The sequence below is a fragment of the Serratia sp. CY31944 genome (genome assembly GCF_052169175.1).
GTDB classification, from domain to species: domain Bacteria; phylum Pseudomonadota; class Gammaproteobacteria; order Enterobacterales; family Enterobacteriaceae; genus Serratia; species Serratia sarumanii.
Map to the genome: position 1 here is coordinate 1 of NZ_JBJNLG010000009.1, position 16,571 is coordinate 16,571.

Genomic DNA, 16,571 nt, shown 5'->3' on the forward strand with positions numbered 1-16,571 from the left:
TGGTGATTTCCTTCTTACTTGTGGTGAGTAAGCTGGAATATTCCGGCATGGGTTTCCTTCAGGCTAGAGCCTCACAGGTTCAATCACCACCTCCTTAGGAGGTGGTTTAAGGCTTACAATAAAAACACCGGGTTAACGCCCCGGTGTTTTTTTATGCCCGCAAGAAACGCGTTTACGCTGACTTGGGTTTTCCGCTCAGGTTGGCCCACATGAATTCGCTCACCAGCGCGCTGTGGAACGCCGCCTGTTGCTTGTCGGCGGCGGCGCTGTGCCCGCCTTCAGTATTCTCGTAGAAATAGGCCTGCTGATACCCCATCGCCTGCATGCGCGCGGCCATTTTGCGGGCGTGGGCCGGGTTGACCCGATCGTCGCTGGTCGCGGTATAGAACAGCACCGGCGGATAGGCCGTTTTCGCCTGAATGTTGTGGTACGGCGAGAAGGTTTTGATATAGGCCCACTGCTCCGGCTTGCTCGGGTCACCGTATTCGGCGATCCACGACGCGCCGGCGGAAAGCTGGGTATAACGCTGCATGTCCAGCAGCGGCACTTCGCAGACGATGCAGCCGAACAGCTGCGGATACAGCGTCAGCATATTGCCCACCAACAGGCCGCCGTTGCTGCCGCCGCGCGCGCCCAGATGCGGCGCCGAGGTCACCTTGCGTGCGATGAGATCTTCGGCCACGGCGGCGAAATCCTCGTAGGCGCGATGGCGATTCTGCTTGAGCGCCGCCTGGTGCCAGGCCGGGCCGTATTCGCCGCCGCCGCGGATGTTGGCCACCACGTACACCCCGCCGCGCTCCAGCCAGGCCGGCGCCTTGCCGCCGAGATAGCCCGGCAGCAGCGGCACTTCAAACCCGCCGTAGCCATACAGCAGCGTCGGCGTGCTGCCGTCCGATTTGAGATCTTTGGCGGCAATCTGGAAGTACGGCACGCGGGTACCGTCCTTGGAGCGCGCAAAATGCTGGCTCACCCGGTAGCCTGACGCGTCAAAATCCTGCGGCGCCTGTTTCAGCAGCGTCGCCTCACCGCCGTCGAGATTGCCCATGTACAGCGAGGTCGGCTGCAGGAACCCGCTGACGGTCAAGAAATAGGCGTTGCTCTCTTCGTCGATGCCACCGGCGGAAAGGGTGCTGATGGCGCCGGGGTTGCCCAGCGGGCGACGTTGCCAGCTGCCGCCCTTCGGCGTCAGCACTTCCAGCCGGTTGACCACGTTATCCATGATGCTGAGGATCAGGTGATCGCGGGTGCCGCTGTAGCCGCTCAGCGCCTGCTCCGCCGTTGGGGTAAACAGCGACTGCAGCTCGCGCTTGCCCGCCAGATAGTCATCGAAGTTGGCCGCCAGCAGCGCGCCGGACGGATAGCGCTTGCCGCCCACCTCCCAGTCGCTGCTCGGTTTAATCAGCAGCCATTCACGGTGCGTATCCAGCTCGGCGTCGGCCGGGATGTCGATTTTGATCTGCCGGCCGTCCTGAGCCAGCAAGAAGTAGTCGCGGCGATAGAAATCCAGGCTGCGGCCGACGAAATCGCGCTCAAAGCCCGGCGTGCGATCGTGATAGGCGAAGACCGCCATGTCCTCAGGCTGCGCTTCGTACAGCGTTTCGGCGGCGCTCAGCGGCGTGCCGCGCCGCCAGCGTTTGGCGATGCGCGCGTAACCGGACTGGGTCATCGAGCCGGGGCCGAAATCGGTGGCGATGAACAGCGTGTCCCGATCGACCCAGGAAACCCGGCTTTTCGCCACCGGTACGTTGAAGCCATCCTTGACGAAGCGTTTGGCCACCAGATCGAATTCGCGGATTTCGGTGGCGTCGCCGCCGTCCGGCGACAGCTGCATCAGGCAATAGCGGTATTCCGGCGCCAGCGGCTGCGAGCCCTGATAAACCCAATCCTTGCCCTCCGCCTTGCCCAACGCATCGATATCCAGCACCGTTTCCCAGGCCGGTTTGGCCTTGCGGTACTCGTCCAGCGTGGTGCGCCGCAGCAGGCCGCGCGGGTTAGCCTGGTCCTGCCAAAAGTTGTAATAGTACTCGCCGCGCTTGCTCACCCACGGGATCTGGGTGTCTTTATTGAGGATATCCAGCACCTCGCGCTCAATGCGCTGAAAGTCTTCGCCTTGGCCGAAACGCGCCACGGTGCGCTGATTTTCCTGCTGCACCCATTGCAGCGCTTTTTTACCCTGCAGCTCCTCCAGCCACAGGAATTCATCGCCGGCGGCCGCGCCGCCCTCCGCCGCCATCGCCAGGCGGATACTGTTGGGTAATGAAGTCATCGCGAATACGGCTCCTGCGGTTTGCGCACTGAGTTTAATAAACTGACGTCGATTGGTGACCGGCAAAATCAAGCTCCTTTTGAGTCGGCTGCAACGCCGCCCCGTCATGGGCGACAGCCTGTGAAATAAGAGTCATTTTCAACAAGGTAGGCGTTTGGCGGCGCGGAGTCAAAGCCCACGGCCGCCGCGTTGAGTCAGGATTGAGGATAGTGGATCAGATCGTGGATGCGCACCGTTTGTGAACTGGCGTTGCGGTAAGCGTGCGGCCGATCGGCCTGAAAGCGCATCGCCTCGCCGGCGGCCAGGCTGTGCCATTCGCCCTCTATCGCCAACTCCAACCGGCCACTGATCACGATGACATGCTCGATCACGCCCGGCTCATGGGGCGACGACTCGCTGAGCGCGCCCGGCGCAAGATCGATGACGAACATATCGAAACCCAGCTGGCGATCGTAGGGAAACAGCGGCACTACGCGCATGTCGGCGTTGTCCTGATCGTAGACCGGCAGATCGCCGTAGCGGTGCAGCGTCGCCTGCTGCTGCGCGGGCGACGCCTCAAGAAAAGCGGAGAACGCCACGTTGAAACCGGTGGCGATCTTCCACAGCGTCGCCACCGTCGGGCTGGACTCGCCGCGTTCGATCTGCCCGAGCATCGCCTTGCTGACGCCGGTGTATTCCGCCGCCTGCGTCAGGCTCCAGCCGCGCTGTGCACGCAGCGTGCGAAGGGTGTGCGCCAAATGGCCGGCAAGTTCCTGCATCCTGTTCTCCTCTGCATGTCGGGCTCGATTATACCCACTTGTGCGCTATAGCGCACGATGCTATGCTGCTTTCTTGTCGTGCGTTATAACGCACAATCACCGATTGGAGCACCTCATGCGCCCAGCCCTCTCCCTGCGCCACCTGACCCTGCCCGCCGTCATGGCCGGCTTTGTCGCCGTTCTGGTGGGTTACACCAGCTCTGCCGCGATCATTTTCCAGGCCGCCGCCGCCGCGGGCGCCACGCCGGCGCAGATCGGCGGCTGGCTGAGCGCGCTGGGGATCGCGATGGGCGTCACCTCGCTGGGACTGTCGCTTTACTATCGCACGCCTATCCTCACCGCCTGGTCGACGCCCGGCGCGGCGCTGCTGGTCACCAGCCTGCCCGGCACGCCGATCAACGAGGCGATCGGGGTGTTTATCTTCGCTTCCGGTCTGATCCTGCTGTGCGGTGTCACCGGGCTGTTCGCCCGCCTGATGGACTACATTCCGCAGGCGATTTCCGCCGCGATGCTGGCGGGGATCCTGCTGCGTTTCGGCCTGGACGCCTTCGCTTCGCTGCAGCTCAATTTCCCGCTGAGCGCCGGCATGGGGCTGGCTTATCTGCTCAGCCGCCGTTATCTGCCGCGCTACGCCATCGTGCTGACGCTGGCGGCCGGGCTGGCGATCGCCGCGCTGCAGGGCAATATCCAGCCGGCGCAACACGCGCCGGCGTTTGCCATGCCGGAATTTATCGCGCCGCACTTCAGCTGGCCGACGCTGCTGGGCATCGGCGTGCCGTTCTTCGTGGTGACCATGGCTTCGCAGAATGCGCCCGGCATCGCCACGCTGCAGGCGGCGGGCTACCGCGTCCCCACCTCACCGCTGATCGCCTGGACGGCGCTCACCGCGCTGCTGCTGGCGCCGTTCGGCGGATTCTCGGTGTGCATCGCCGCGATCACCGCCGCCATCTGCATGGGGCCTGACGTGCATCCCGATCCGCAGCGCCGCTATATGGGCGCGGTGGCCGCCGGCGGCTTCTACCTGTTGGCCGGGCTGTTCGGCGGCGCCATCGGCCTGCTGTTCAGCGCGCTGCCCCTCGCCCTGATCCACACCATCGCCGGGCTGGCGCTGCTCGGCACCATCGGCGGCAGCCTGCAGCGCGCGCTGCATGATGAGAAACAGCGCGACGCGGCGCTGATCGCCTTCCTCATCACCGCCTCCGGCGTCACGTTACTGGGCATCGGTTCGGCCTTCTGGGGCATCGTCGGCGGCGCGATCGCCCATCTGCTGCTGTCGCTGCCGCAGCGAACAAGCCAAGCATAACGGGCGGTCTACATTGACAAGTGCCGCCATGGCGCCTTCACTTTCTCTGTCGTCTTGAGATCAATTCACAAAATAAGTGACGCCGTCACCAAGGAAGCCTATGACTGAGAAAGCTGCGCTGTTGGCTCAGCGCCTGATACGCAATGTCGAACGGGTAGATAAGCGGCACGATCGGCGGCCGCCGCTGTATGACAGCGTCGGCGCTCGCCTCGGCACCGGCACCGCCGCCGACAAGCTGGGCGCCTCTTTCGATTGTGTCGCGCCGGGTATGCGCTCCTGCCCCTACCATTTTCACTACGCTCAGGAGGAAATGTTCATCATTCTGGAAGGCAGCGGTACGCTGCGGGTGGCCGGAGAAATGCTGCCGATCGTCAGCGGGGATGTCATCTTCATTCCGCCGGGCCCGGAATACCCGCACCAGATCATCAACACCTCCGATGCGCCGCTGAAGTACCTGTCCGTCAGCACGCGCGAGCAGCCGGAGCTGGTGATGTACCCGGATTCCGGCAAATACCAGGCGATGGCGCGCGGCGCAGGCGGCCAGCAGGTGCGCTACCTGCAGCGCCCTTCAACCTCGCTCGATTACTGGCAGGATGAACCCTGAGTCGCCGCCCGGCAGCGGGAGATCCAGCGCGCGCGCCGCCAGCTCGGCGACGCGAAAGTCGATGTCCGCCGCCTGCCCGTCTTCCATGAACCAGGCGGCGGAGAGCCCCGACCAGGCCAGGATCCATTGCAGCAAGCGCCGGCGCTCCAGCCCGGCCAAGCGACAGACCTGTTCCACGCGGCGCTGGAAAATGGCCGGATCGGTGGCGATGCCGTAGTTGGGATTGCAGAAGATATTGGCGTAGTCGAAGCCCCGTTCGCCGTACAAACGCTTGGGATCGATCGCCAGCCAGCCGCGTTCGCCGAAGTCCAGCACGTTGTCATGGTGAATATCGCCGTGCAGCACGCTCTCTTCTCGCGGGCTGTGCAGCAATTCTGCCGCCGTCGTGGCGCAGAGACGCAGCATGCCGCCGTGCGCCTGCGCCGCCGGCCACAGTGAGCTGAACCACTCCTGCAGCGGGATCAGCTCGGGCAACGGTTCCGCTCGCGGCGCATGCAAGGCGGCGATCGCCCGGCACAGGATTTGCGTGGCCTGCTCATCGTCGCCGTCACGCACCAGCTGCGCCAACGAGCCTTCACCCTGCGCGCGCTCCAGCAGAATGCCGTCGTCATGCCACGCCAGCACCTGCGCGGCGCCTTCCCCACGCCACCAGCACATCAGCTGGCCGCCGAAGCGCTCCTCCTGCTCGCGGGCGATCTTCAGCATCGCTGCCTCGCCCCGGTAACGCACCGGCATCAGCAGACTGCTGTGGGTTTCGAAGGCTTTGCCGTCCTGTTCCAGTTGCCAGCGTTGCAGGTAGGGAGTAAAAAGCGGGTTCATCGTCTCATGCGTCCTTGTGGCCGATCTGCGCCGCACTGTCACATTCACGTGAAAGACGACGTATAAAATAAAGAGGGATGATACTCTCAAATATCATCGGTGTGCGGCGTCTGGCCGCCGTTTCCTCAGTATCCTAACCAAGTTTGTCGATTTTATTAACCGGTCTTGCGCGGGGTTTGATCATGACATCATTAAAACGCACGAATTATCCGCAGTTGCCCACGCCGGGCGGCCCCTATGTGCATGCGGTGCGCCACGGCGATCGCCTGTACGTGTCGGGATTGACGGCCTTCGCCACCGACGCGCAAGGCTTGAGCGCGCCGGAGCAAACGCAGGAGATCCTCGAGCAGTTAGCCACTATCGCCGCCAGCGAAGGCGTTAATCTTAAAGCGTTGATTAAAATCAGCGTGTTCCTGACCGACATCGCCGATCTGGCGGGCGTGCGCCCGGTGCTGTTTGACTATTTCGATGGTGCGCTGCCGGCCTGTTCACTGATGGCGGTCAGCGCGTTGTTCTCACCGCAGGTGTGCGTAGAGATAGAGGCGGTGATGGCGTTGCAATAATGCGCGGCTAGAGCGCGCCCTCATCCGGCACGCAGGGGCCGATCTTGAACCAGGCTTTGGCGATCCGCCCCTGTTCCACTTCGTAAATGGCGATGACATCCATTTTGCCCCGCCCCTGCGGGAAGTTCCGTGTCACCACTTCCTGATCGACCACCATGTTCCCCACCGCCATGCGTTTTATCCGTTCACCGTACAGACTTGGCTCCTGGAAACGCACCAGATGCCGTTCGCGGATCGCCGCCTTGCCGCTGGCCAGCAGCGTGTCGGGATGCTCGTAATACTGCGCGTCGTCCGCCCAGCAGGCCATGAAGGCGTCGATGTCGCGGGCGTTATAGGCGTCAAGCTGTTGCTGAACCACATCCTGCGGGCGTGCCGTTTTATCGTTCATCACATCCTCCTGCTGTTTTAAAGTCATAACGCAGCAATTTCTTCTACTTGATGGTGAAATACATAGGGATCTGAAATCAAAGAAAAACGCTCATCATCGGGATAGGTCACTGCAATCTGATATTCTTCACCGGCAAAATCTTTTACTGCCGCCAGAGATTCCCAATAGGTGGCAAGGAAAAAATGAGCATATTCCCCCTGGATTTCCTGTCGTACAAAAGCACCGCAATTCCCAGCAATGGCCTTAGCGTGCTGCACACCTGTGACAACTAAATGATCCGCAAAACCTTGTTGATATTTTAAGGGAACGCAGCCATGCCAAGTTCTTACAATCATCATTCCTCCATTGAATAAAAACCCAAAAATAGCGAATAAATAACCTACCACGCCCAATGGACAATTCAAGCGTCCGGCACAAATTTTCTGCCCCGCGCCAGCGGCGGGGAAAACCGCATGGCACCGCGCGTTAATCTTTGCGGCTGTTAGGGAAATTCTGCTAATTTAGCGTGAACAGCCTGATGATAACGAAACGCTATGCAGCAAAAACCGGTGTTGGACGAAGCCAGACAGTTAAAGCGACTCAACGCCGCCACGCGGCGTCAATCCCATATGTATAAATGGATCGCGCTGATTGCGGCGCTGGATGCGCTGTTGGTGTTTTGGTATGACCGGGATATGCGCAACGTCACCTTCTCGGGAGCGGTTGCGCTGGTGTGCGGCTATCTGTGGATCCGCGATCGCAACAAGGCCCGGGGTTACCGGCGCGAGTTCGACCGCAAATTCGGCAAGCGCAGCGGCGATTAAGGCTGCATCGCTTCCAGCACTTTGGCGCTGTCGACGATCTGCACGAACTTCACGATTTTGCCGCCGCGCAGCGTATAAATATGCGCAAAAGAGGCGCTGAAGGATTTGCCGGTGGCCCGGTAGGTGCCGTGATAAAAACCTTGCGCGATCACATTGTCGCCGGCGTCGTAAAAGTGGTCGACATCGGCGCGGTAACCTTGCCACTCGCTGCCCAGGCGCTGATGCACGTTCTTGATGATGTTCTCCGGGCCGATATAGGTACCGGCGTAGGGGAAACCGGCAGCTTCGGTCCACTCGGCATCGGGGGCCAGCGCCGCCAGCAGATTACGGCCGTTTTCTTCGGAGCTGCCTTCATAGGTTGCGCGCACTATTTCAAGAGGGGTTGGCATATCTCTTCTCCCATGGCTGATGAGGATATTCCGGCCATCTCCGCGGACACAGGCTCTCACCAAGCGGAGACGGCGGAATGCGGCTATTCTAGGTTGCTTGTTTCGCTGCAAAAACCGCAGTTATGACAATAGTGGGTTGCACTTTAGTAAACAATAGCCGTTTTTCTGTCATTCTCCCGGCATCCGGCGCGGCTATGCTGATTGACCGATTTCCCCCAACAGGAGCTGAACGTGTCTTTACCCTCGCTGACGCAAGAGCTGTTACAACCTTTTTCCCCCTATCAGGCACTGGCGCAAACGCTGCTGCCGCTCACCCTCGAGTCGGACGACGGTTCGCATGACGTGGCGCATCTGCACCGGGTCTGGAAGAACTGCCGCCGGATCAGCAAGCTGGAAGGCGGCGACCGGCGCATTCTCTGTGCGGCGGTGCTGCTGCACGACGCCGTCGCGGTGGAAAAGAATTCGCCGCAGCGCCATCTGGCCTCACGCATGGCGGCGGAGCAAGCCACGCTGACGCTGACCCGGCTGGAATGGGCGCCGGCGGATATCGCGGCGGTGGCTCACGCCATCGAAGCGCACAGTTTTTCCGCCGGCATCCCCCCGCAAACCCTGGAGGCGAAGATCCTGCAGGATGCCGATCGCCTCGACGCCATAGGTCTTATCGGCGTGGCGCGCTGTTTCTATATCGGCGGCCGCATGCGCAGCGCGCTGTACGACGCCGCCGACCCGCGGGCCGAACATCGCCAATACGACGACAAGCGTTTCAGCCTGGATCACTTCGAAACCAAGCTGTTCAAACTGCAAGACGGCTTCCAGACCGCCGCCGGGCGGCACATGGCCGAGCAGCGCACCGAACGCATGCGGCGCTTTGTCGACGATCTGCTGGAAGAGGTGTAATGCCGGCTTACCGCGCATTTCGTTATGCCCATAACATTTTCGGTCACATAACGCCGCTAAACTGTAGGTCAACTTCACCGAACGGGCGGCAAAGATGAAAAAGTTGACGTTGAAAGAGATGACGGAAAGCGAACAGCGGGAAGTGAAAACCGAACTGGACAAGGCGCGCAAGAGCCACGGCAGGCCGCTGACCAACGCCGAACAGCACAAGGTCAAGGATGAAGTGGTGGCGCGCATCATGGCCGCCAGAGCGAAGCTCGCCAAGGCGGAGCGTGCAGAACGCAAGGCCAACCGCTATCGGCCGAGCGGCGACACCTTCAGTTGGTCCGCCACCATCGGCTCCCGCCCGCCGCGCTGAACCAGCCAAACTCTCCCCGCCGCTGCGGGGATTTTTATTTATTAGCCAAACTCATCCTCGCTACCGAATCATGAATAACAATGTTATCAATCTGTTGTAAATTGACAGCCTGATGAAGAATATTCATTATCACCCCACTTTCCCTTTTCACGAGACCGCCATGGCCTACCCACGCAACGCTGACATGCTGATGACGCCCGCGTTGCCCGTTGGCGGTTTGGCGGCGGTTAAATCGAAGAAACAGACGCTCATTTGACCGGGGCGAGCTGTCCCGTCAGATGAGCTGACTGGATGGCGCGCAACGCCCCGCCTTCAATTTTCTCATCTGGCTTCTCTGTCGGTCACACAGAAGGAATATTTTATGGCCTCATTTTCGGGTATTTGGGTGGCGATGGTTACCCCTTTCAATCACGATGCCGTCGATTTGCCGGCGGTGAAACGCCTGGCGCGGCACCTGCTCGACGCCGGCATCGATGGCCTGGTGGTCTGCGGCTCCACCGGTGAAGCCGCCGCGCTGAGCAAAGAAGAACAGCTGGCGGTGCTCGACGCCGTGCTGGAAGTGGCGCCCGCACACCAGGTCGTGATGGGCCTTTCCGGCAATAACATGGCCGCCACGCTGCAGATGCAGCAGGCCATTCAGCTGCGCGACATCGCCGGCGTGCTGATCCCGGCACCTTACTACATTCGCCCTTCGCAATGCGGCCTGATCGATTATTTCACCCAGTTGGCCGACGCCTCCAGCGTGCCGGTGATCCTGTACAACATTCCGCAGCGCACCGGCATCGCCATGGAGCTGGCCACATTGCGCCGGCTCGCGCGCCATCCGCGCATCACCGCCATCAAGGACTGCGGCGGCAACCCTGACGCCACCATGGCGCTGATCGCCGACGGCGAAATCGATGTGATGACCGGGGAAGACAATCTGATCCTCACCACGCTGTGCCTCGGCGGCACCGGTGCCATCTCCGCCGCCGCGCATGTTCACCCGGAACGTTTCGTGCAGCTGGTGCAGCAGGTCGCCGCCGGCGATTTGGCCGCGGCGCGCAGCAACTTCTATGAGCTGCTGCCGATGATCCACCAGATGTTCAGCTTCCCGAATCCGGCGCCGGTCAAGACGGTGCTGGCTCAGCAGGGGCTGATCGCCAACGAGCTGCGCTCGCCGATGCAGGTAGCGCCGCAGGCGTTGCAACAGCAGATCGCCGCAACGCTGGCGCAGCTGCAGCCCGCCGAGGCGATCATCGGTTAAATTTGTTAGCTAAGCCGCTGTAATTTTGGCGCTATGGGACTACGATGAGAGGTTAAGCATGCCCGTCATTCGTCATCAACAAGGAGCTTCCGATGAAACTGTTCTATAAAGCCGGCGCCTGTTCGCTGTCCCCGCATATCGTGCTGCGTGAGGCAGGGCTGGATTTTACGGCGGAGAAGGTCGATCTGGCGCAGAAGAAGACCGAGAGCGGCGCCGATTACCTCGCCATCAACCCCAAGGGACAGGTACCGGCGCTGCTGCTGGATGACGGCAGCCTGCTGACCGAAGGCGTGGCGATCGTGCAATACCTGGCGGACCGCGTGCCCGATCGCAACCTGATCCCGGCGGCGGGCACCCTGTCGCGCTACCACGCGATCGAATGGCTGAACTACATCGCCACCGAACTGCACAAAGGGTTCAGCCCGCTGTTCAACCCGAAAACGCCCGAGGAATACCAAACCATCGCGCGCGCCAAGCTGGAGCAGCAGTTCAGCTATCTGGATTCGGTGCTGGCGAAGCAGCACTTCCTGTTGGGAAGCCGTTTCAGCGTAGCCGACGCCTACCTGTTCACCGTGTTACGTTGGGCGTTCGCCCTGCAGTTCGACGTGCGCAAGCACGCCCATCTGGCGGCCTGGTTCGATCGCGTTGCGGCGCGCCCGGCGGTAGATGCGGCGCTGAACGCCGAAGGATTGAAGTAAAGTTTCAGCCCCGGCGGCTGTCGCCGGGGCTCGATGCACTTACAGCTTTACCGCTTTGAATTCGCTGAGCGGCTGCACGATCCGATCCTGCGCCGCCACCACCTGCAGTTCGTATTCGCCCATCTCCTGCGTGGTCAGCATCACCTCATACACGGCGGCGGTCACGTGCTCCAGCGCTTTGTCCAGCGCCTCGCCCTTCAGCAGATCCACCAGCAGCAGACCGCTGGTCAAATCACCGACGCCAACCGGTTGACGCGCGCCGAAGTCCACCAGCGGCCGGCTGATGTGCCAGGCCTCGTCCGCCGTCACCAGCAGCATTTCGAAGCAGTCGGCGTGATAGCCGGCGCGGGCCAGGTGCTTGACCAGCACCAGCCGCGGCCCCTTGGCGATCAGCACGCGGGCGGCCTGCACCGCGTCGGCCACGTTGGCGACGGCCATCTGGCTCAGCATCTCCAACTCCAGCAGGTTCGGCGCCATCATGTCGCTGCACGGCAGCGCCTGGCGGCAGTGAAACTCGGCCACGCCCGGCGCCACGATGCAGCCCTTTTCAGGATGCCCCATCACCGGATCGCAGAAATACCAGGCGTTCGGGTTCGCCTGCTTAACCTGACGCACGATCTCCAGAATATGGTCGCCCTGCTCCGGCGAACCGATATAACCGCTCAGCACGGCATCACAGCGTTGCAGCTGCTCGATATTGGCAATACCCTGCGCGATCTCGGTCAGGTGGCTGGCCGGCATAACGCAGCCGGTCCACTGGCCGTATTGCGTATGGTTGGAGAACTGCACCGTGTTCAGCGGCCAGACATTGACGCCCATACGGCGCATCGGGAATTCAGCCGCACTGTTGCCGGCGTGACCAAACACCACGTGCGACTGGATAGAAAGAATGTTTTTCATCGACAGAACTCGTTCGGAATACCGCAGCCTGGCGGCTGCGCAAAAATAAAGGGGCCACCAGGGCCCCTTACCGTCATTATTCGTTACTGCCAATCCACCAGGCAGTAGTGTTTCTTGCCGCGGCGCAGCAGCGTGTAGCGGCCGAACAGACGGTCCGCATCGCTGAAGCGGTATTCGGCATCCGATTGTTTCTCGCCGTTGATGGTCACCGCATTGGAGCCGATCATGGTGCGCGCCTGGCCGCGTGACGGCACCAGTTCGGCATTCACCAGCGCCTGCTGCAGATCGGCGTCACGCTCCAGTTTAATGGTCGGCATGCCGTCCTGCGCCAACTGGGCGAAGTCCGCTTCGGTCATGTCGTGCAGCGCGCCGGAGAACAGGCTCTGAGTGATGCGCTTGGCGGCCGCCAGGCCTTCCGCACCGTGCACCATGCCGGTCACTTCTTCCGCCAGCACGTACTGGGCGCGCGGCGCCTTGCCGCTGTTCTTGTCTTCTTCCTCCAGCGCGTTGATGTCTTCCAGGCTCATGAAGGTGAAGAACTTCAGGAAACGGTAAACGTCGGCGTCGGCGGTGTTGATCCAGAACTGGTAGAACTTGTACGGGCTGGTTTTTTCCGGCGCCAGCCAGACCGCGCCGCCTTCGGTTTTACCGAACTTGGTGCCGTCTGCTTTGGTGATCAACGGCACGGTCAGGCCGAACACCTGCTTCTGGTGCTGACGACGCGTCAGATCGATGCCTGAGGTGATGTTGCCCCACTGATCGGAACCGCCGATCTGCAGCTCCACCTGGTGACGGTTGTACAACTCGGAGAAATCGTAGCCCTGCAGCAGGTTATAAGAGAACTCGGTGAAGGAGATGCCGGAGTCGTCGCGATTCAGGCGCTGCTTGACCGCTTCCTTGTTGATCATCTGGTTGACGGAAAAGTGCTTGCCGATGTCACGCAGGAAGGTCAGCACATTCATGCCGCCGAACCAGTCGTAGTTGTTGGCCGCGATAGCGCTGTTGCTGCCGCAGTCGAAATCGAGGAACGGGGAAACCTGTTTGCGGATCTTCTCGACCCACTCGTTCACCGTATCGGTGGTGTTCAGCTTGCGCTCCGCCGCTTTGAAGCTCGGATCGCCGATGAGGCCGGTGGCGCCGCCCACCAGTGCTACCGGCTTGTGGCCGGCCAGCTGGAAGCGCTTCAGGCACAACAGAGGAACCAGATGGCCCAAATGCAAGCTGTCAGCGGTCGGATCGAAACCGCAATACAGTGCAATTGGCCCTTGCGCCAGTCGCTCCGCTAACGCTTCCTCATCCGTAACCTGGGCAACGAGGCCCCGCTCTTGCAGTTGTTTAATCAAGTTGCTGCTTGCCATCAATGACTCCATGTATAAACGAATGCACCTTTGCCGGTACACGGCCTTTCGCCCAGTGGCGAAATAAAAATTTAGGGTAGCGCATAGAATAAAGCGCCGGCGGCGTCAGCACCAGCGCTTAGAGGGGATTTTCCGTCTTCAGGGTGCCAGTCGGTCAATTTTCCAGTCATTCCCGTCCCGCTGATACAGGAAACGGTCATGCAGGCGATGGGCGCCGCCCTGCCAGAATTCGACGGAGTCAAATTTCACGCGGAATCCGCCCCAGAAACTCGGCAACGGCACCTCGCCCTGCTGGAACTTCTGCTTCAGCTCAAGGAATTTGCTTTCCAGCACGCCGCGCGCGGAAATGCGCGACGACTGCTGCGACACCCAGGCGCCGATCTGGCTGTCTTTCGGCCGGCTGTTGAAATACTTCAGCACTTCGAGGGTCGACAGGCGCTCCGCCTGCCCGAGGAAAATCACCTGGCGATCGAGCATGTGCCAGGGGAACAGCAGGCTGATATGCGGGTTGTGCGCCAGCTGCTGCGCCTTGCGGCTGCCGAGGTTGGTGTAGAACACCAGCCCCTGCTCATCGAAATGCTTCAGCAGCACGATGCGTTGATAAGGCTGACCGTGTTCGTCGACGGTCGCGACGCACATGGCGGTGGGATCGGCCAGGCGCGCGTCGCAGGCCTGTTTCAACCAACGCTCGAACAGTTCGAGCGGGTTGGCGGTCAGATCGTTGCGGCGCAGGCCGCCTCGGGTGTATTCACGGCGCAGGTCCGCAACATCAAACTCACTCTTTTCAATCATCTGGGTTATCGACCAACTGAAAAAATCCGTCGTTACATTCTGCGCCTGCGGCGTCAGGAACTCAATCGGTCCGACGCCGCCGTCGACCTTCACTCCGTCAACACGCAGTCGCTCATGACTACCTTGCCGTTGCGCTCAAGATAGGCGTTACGGTCTTTCGACCAAAAAGTGTATTTGCCGTCGCTGTATTTGGCGCCGGTCAACGCCAGCACCTGCTTGAGATGCAGCTGTTCGCCGTCCATCAGCAGGCTGACTTCGCTCGCCTTGCCGTCAAGCGCCACCGTCAGCGGCGTGGTGCCGCACTGGTAGTGCATCGTCTGGCTGCTTTGCGGCAGGATGTAGCTGCAGCCGGACAGCGCCAGCGCGCCGGCGACGAAAATGACTTTTTTCATGCTGTTGCTCCTTAGAAAAATCCTTCACAGGCTATCCTAACAGAGCTAACGGGCCCCCAATGGCAAAACCGGATAAATCCCACCCAACACCGTTTCACGGCTGGCGCCGGTCACCGAAGGCAGATTGCCGGCCTGGCCGGACAACGTGCGGAAGGCCAGCCAGGCAAAGGCCAGCGCCTCCATGTCGTCGCCGCTGACGCCAAAATCGTCGGTCAGCCCGACCTCCGTGCCCGGCAGCAGCGCCGACAGGCGCGCCATCAGCAGCGTGTTGCGCGCCCCGCCGCCGCAGACCAACAGGCGCTCGCACCCGCCGGCCAGCAATACCTGCTCGCTGATGCTGACCGCGGTCAGCTCCGTGAGCGTGGCCTGCACGTCGACCGGCGCAATCGCCGGCAATCCGGCCAGCTGCCGCTCCAGCCAGGCGATATTGAAATACTCGCGGCCGGTGCTTTTCGGCGCCGGCAGCGCGAAGTACGGATCCGCCAGCATCTGCTGCAACAGCGGCAAGCAAACTCGCCCCTGCATCGCCCAGCCGCCGTCCTGATCGTAAGGCTGCGCGCGGTGGCGCCATACCCAGGCGTCCATCAGCATGTTGCCCGGCCCGGTATCGAAACCGCGCACCGGCGTACCGGGCAACAGCAGAGAAAGGTTGGCGATGCCGCCGACGTTCAGCACCATGCGCCGCTCGACGGGATGCCCCAGCAGCGCCTGATGAAACGCCGGCACCAGCGGCGCGCCCTGGCCGCCGTAGGCCATGTCGCGCCGGCGGAAATCGCCGACGGTGGTGATATCGGTCAGCGCGGCGATGCGGTTGTTATCACCGAGCTGCATCGAGAAACGCGCGTCACCCTCCGGTTCGTGCCACACCGTCTGGCCGTGGCACCCGATGGCGGTGATCTGCTCCGCGTCGATGCCGGTTTGCTTCAGCAGGCCGAGCACCGCCTCGCCGAACAACGTGCCCAGCTGCGCGTCCAGCCGGCCGACGGCGGCCAACGTAGTTTGCTGCCCCTGGCACATGCCCAGGATCTCTTTTTTCAACGCCATCGGCATCGGATGGCTATAGCTGGCCTGCTGCGCCACCATGCGATCGTCGATCGCGGCCAATACCACATCGATTCCGTCCAGACTGGTGCCGGACATGACGCCTATATAGCGGCCTGACTTCATAGCAACATCCTCTAACCCGCGCGGTAAGCAAAATTCATCCTGACAAATAAACCAGAATTGCCGGATTAACGCCATGAATTATGATGCTTTTTTTACGGTTCGTGAGCCAGATACCCCCCGACGCCGCTGTGGCACGGGTTATGTGTTAAACCGTGCCATAACAGGCGACGGAATGTCGCCAAGGCTGTCATAAAGGTAAACCGCGGTTTATTATTGGTTGAACAGAGAAAAGTTAAGCTGCATGCAGCGATGAAGCATGGCGGTGTGTCAACTTTCAGCCATACTTTGTCTATCGTTTTCACTGAATCTTGCCTGGGGAGCATTACCAGGTTATGGACTACTACCATCAGGAGTTTTGTATGATCAAGCGTCTTCTCGTCGTTGCCGTCGCCGCCGTTACGCTGGCCGGCTGTGCCAATGAATCCATGTCCGGTGATGTCTACTCGTCCTCGCAGGCCAAGCAGGTGCAGAACGTCACCTACGGGACGCTGGTTTCCGTGCGTCCGGTTAAAATTCAGGGCGGCGAAGGCTCCAACGCCATGGGGATGATCGGCGGCGCGGTGATTGGCGGGCTGTTGGGCAACACCGTTGGCGGCGGCACCGGTCGTACGCTGGCTACCGCGGCGGGCGCTATCGCCGGCGGCGCGGCAGGTAACAGCATCGGTGAAGTGGCCGGCCGTACCTCCGGCTACGAGCTGGAAATCAAGACCGACCAGAAAGAGAACATCGTGGTGGTGCAGAAAGCGGGCGACACCAAGTTCAGCCCTGGCCAGCGCGTGCGCATGGCGCGCATGGGCGACACCATCACCGTTTCCCCGCTGTAAGCCAGCCGGCGACAAGCGGCAAACCGGAGGCAATCGCCTCCGGTTT

The 16,571-nt window shown here is 61.3% G+C and carries 21 protein-coding genes; 10 read left to right on the plus strand and 11 right to left on the minus strand.

Annotated features, from left to right (window positions below; all coding sequences use genetic code 11):
• Positions 1–172: 172 nt before the first annotated feature.
• Both ACJ8IN_RS10950 and ACJ8IN_RS10955 read right to left on the minus strand, forming a co-directional pair.
• Positions 173–2,266: a prolyl oligopeptidase family serine peptidase gene (locus ACJ8IN_RS10950; RefSeq protein ID WP_060424326.1), complete on the minus strand. Its 2,094-nt coding sequence runs from the start codon at positions 2,264–2,266 to the stop codon at positions 173–175.
• Positions 2,267–2,460: 194 nt separating this feature from the next.
• Positions 2,461–3,024 (minus strand): helix-turn-helix domain-containing protein, encoded by a 564-nt coding sequence (locus tag ACJ8IN_RS10955; RefSeq protein ID WP_033648200.1) that lies wholly within the window; start codon positions 3,022–3,024, stop codon positions 2,461–2,463.
• Positions 3,025–3,139: 115 nt separating this feature from the next.
• On the opposite strand from ACJ8IN_RS10955, the gene ACJ8IN_RS10960 reads away from it, so the two are divergent.
• Positions 3,140–4,327: a benzoate/H(+) symporter BenE family transporter gene (locus ACJ8IN_RS10960; RefSeq protein WP_033638404.1), complete on the plus strand. Its 1,188-nt coding sequence runs from the start codon at positions 3,140–3,142 to the stop codon at positions 4,325–4,327.
• A gap of 100 nt (positions 4,328–4,427) precedes the next feature.
• On the plus strand, positions 4,428–4,931 hold the full coding sequence (locus tag ACJ8IN_RS10965) for a cupin domain-containing protein (protein WP_060424324.1): 504 nt from the start codon (positions 4,428–4,430) through the stop codon (positions 4,929–4,931).
• Here the strand turns inward: ACJ8IN_RS10965 and ACJ8IN_RS10970 are convergent.
• Complete coding sequence (locus ACJ8IN_RS10970) at positions 4,896–5,750, minus strand: aminoglycoside phosphotransferase family protein (protein ID WP_060424322.1); 855 nt, start codon at positions 5,748–5,750, stop codon at positions 4,896–4,898. The two genes, ACJ8IN_RS10965 and ACJ8IN_RS10970, sit on opposite strands and share 36 nt — an antisense overlap.
• Positions 5,751–5,932: 182 nt before the next feature.
• On the opposite strand from ACJ8IN_RS10970, the gene ACJ8IN_RS10975 reads away from it, so the two are divergent.
• Positions 5,933–6,313 carry a RidA family protein gene (locus ACJ8IN_RS10975; protein ID WP_041037983.1) on the plus strand — a complete coding sequence of 127 codons (381 nt, stop codon included), beginning with the start codon at positions 5,933–5,935 and terminating at the stop codon, positions 6,311–6,313.
• Between the two features lie 7 nt (positions 6,314–6,320).
• Here ACJ8IN_RS10975 and ACJ8IN_RS10980 read toward each other — a convergent pair whose 3' ends face one another.
• Together ACJ8IN_RS10980 and ACJ8IN_RS10985 are read right to left on the minus strand one after the other, a co-directional pair.
• Positions 6,321–6,701 (minus strand): nuclear transport factor 2 family protein, encoded by a 381-nt coding sequence (locus ACJ8IN_RS10980; RefSeq protein WP_033638401.1) that lies wholly within the window; start codon positions 6,699–6,701, stop codon positions 6,321–6,323.
• Between the two features lie 23 nt (positions 6,702–6,724).
• Positions 6,725–7,036 carry a hypothetical protein gene (locus ACJ8IN_RS10985; RefSeq protein ID WP_072021626.1) on the minus strand — a complete coding sequence of 104 codons (312 nt, stop codon included), beginning with the start codon at positions 7,034–7,036 and terminating at the stop codon, positions 6,725–6,727.
• Positions 7,037–7,234: 198 nt separating this feature from the next.
• Between ACJ8IN_RS10985 and ACJ8IN_RS10990 the strand changes: the two genes are divergently transcribed.
• A complete protein-coding gene (locus tag ACJ8IN_RS10990; RefSeq protein ID WP_004938382.1) occupies positions 7,235–7,504 on the plus strand; it encodes a hypothetical protein in 270 nt (89 codons plus the stop codon).
• On the opposite strand, the gene ACJ8IN_RS10995 is transcribed toward ACJ8IN_RS10990, so the two are convergent.
• The gene (locus ACJ8IN_RS10995) at positions 7,501–7,893 is read right to left on the minus strand and encodes a nuclear transport factor 2 family protein (RefSeq protein ID WP_033638399.1); all 393 of its coding nucleotides are present in this window, start codon (positions 7,891–7,893) and stop codon (positions 7,501–7,503) included. The genes ACJ8IN_RS10990 and ACJ8IN_RS10995 overlap by 4 nt on opposite strands.
• A 201-nt stretch (positions 7,894–8,094) precedes the next feature.
• On the opposite strand from ACJ8IN_RS10995, the gene ACJ8IN_RS11000 reads away from it, so the two are divergent.
• The 5 genes from ACJ8IN_RS11000 (at position 8,095) to gstA (ending at position 11,092) form a co-directional block, all read left to right on the plus strand.
• Positions 8,095–8,790, plus strand: a complete 696-nt coding sequence (locus ACJ8IN_RS11000; RefSeq protein WP_079656471.1) for an HD domain-containing protein — start codon at positions 8,095–8,097, stop codon at positions 8,788–8,790.
• A gap of 94 nt (positions 8,791–8,884) precedes the next feature.
• Positions 8,885–9,148 (plus strand): DUF3811 domain-containing protein, encoded by a 264-nt coding sequence (locus tag ACJ8IN_RS11005; protein ID WP_004938373.1) that lies wholly within the window; start codon positions 8,885–8,887, stop codon positions 9,146–9,148.
• Between the two features lie 112 nt (positions 9,149–9,260).
• Positions 9,261–9,404, plus strand: coding sequence for a hypothetical protein (locus ACJ8IN_RS11010; protein WP_154610398.1), 144 nt, complete (start codon positions 9,261–9,263; stop codon positions 9,402–9,404).
• 105 nt (positions 9,405–9,509) lie between these two features.
• The gene (gene dapA / locus ACJ8IN_RS11015; RefSeq protein WP_060424320.1) at positions 9,510–10,394 is read left to right on the plus strand and encodes a 4-hydroxy-tetrahydrodipicolinate synthase; all 885 of its coding nucleotides are present in this window, start codon (positions 9,510–9,512) and stop codon (positions 10,392–10,394) included.
• Between the two features lie 92 nt (positions 10,395–10,486).
• Positions 10,487–11,092, plus strand: coding sequence for a glutathione transferase GstA (gstA, locus tag ACJ8IN_RS11020; protein WP_033638396.1), 606 nt, complete (start codon positions 10,487–10,489; stop codon positions 11,090–11,092).
• A gap of 39 nt (positions 11,093–11,131) precedes the next feature.
• Here the strand turns inward: gstA and pdxY are convergent, their stop codons facing one another.
• The 5 genes from pdxY to anmK all read right to left on the minus strand — a co-directional run bounded on the left by pdxY (position 11,132) and on the right by anmK (position 15,701).
• Entirely contained in the window at positions 11,132–11,992 is an 861-nt protein-coding gene (pdxY, locus tag ACJ8IN_RS11025; protein ID WP_033638395.1) for a pyridoxal kinase PdxY, read from the minus strand.
• Between the two features lie 83 nt (positions 11,993–12,075).
• Positions 12,076–13,350: a tyrosine--tRNA ligase gene (gene tyrS / locus ACJ8IN_RS11030; RefSeq protein ID WP_033648189.1), complete on the minus strand. Its 1,275-nt coding sequence runs from the start codon at positions 13,348–13,350 to the stop codon at positions 12,076–12,078.
• Between the two features lie 138 nt (positions 13,351–13,488).
• Complete coding sequence (pdxH, locus tag ACJ8IN_RS11035) at positions 13,489–14,142, minus strand: pyridoxamine 5'-phosphate oxidase (RefSeq protein ID WP_033648477.1); 654 nt, start codon at positions 14,140–14,142, stop codon at positions 13,489–13,491.
• 89 nt (positions 14,143–14,231) lie between these two features.
• On the minus strand, positions 14,232–14,534 hold the full coding sequence (locus tag ACJ8IN_RS11040; RefSeq protein WP_004931294.1) for an MliC family protein: 303 nt from the start codon (positions 14,532–14,534) through the stop codon (positions 14,232–14,234).
• Positions 14,535–14,579: 45 nt separating this feature from the next.
• Entirely contained in the window at positions 14,580–15,701 is a 1,122-nt protein-coding gene (gene anmK, locus ACJ8IN_RS11045) for an anhydro-N-acetylmuramic acid kinase (protein WP_033654769.1), read from the minus strand.
• 359 nt (positions 15,702–16,060) lie between these two features.
• Between anmK and ACJ8IN_RS11050 the strand changes: the two genes are divergently transcribed.
• Positions 16,061–16,525, plus strand: coding sequence for a glycine zipper 2TM domain-containing protein (locus ACJ8IN_RS11050; protein WP_033638390.1), 465 nt, complete (start codon positions 16,061–16,063; stop codon positions 16,523–16,525).
• The last annotated feature ends 46 nt before the right edge of the window (positions 16,526–16,571 follow it).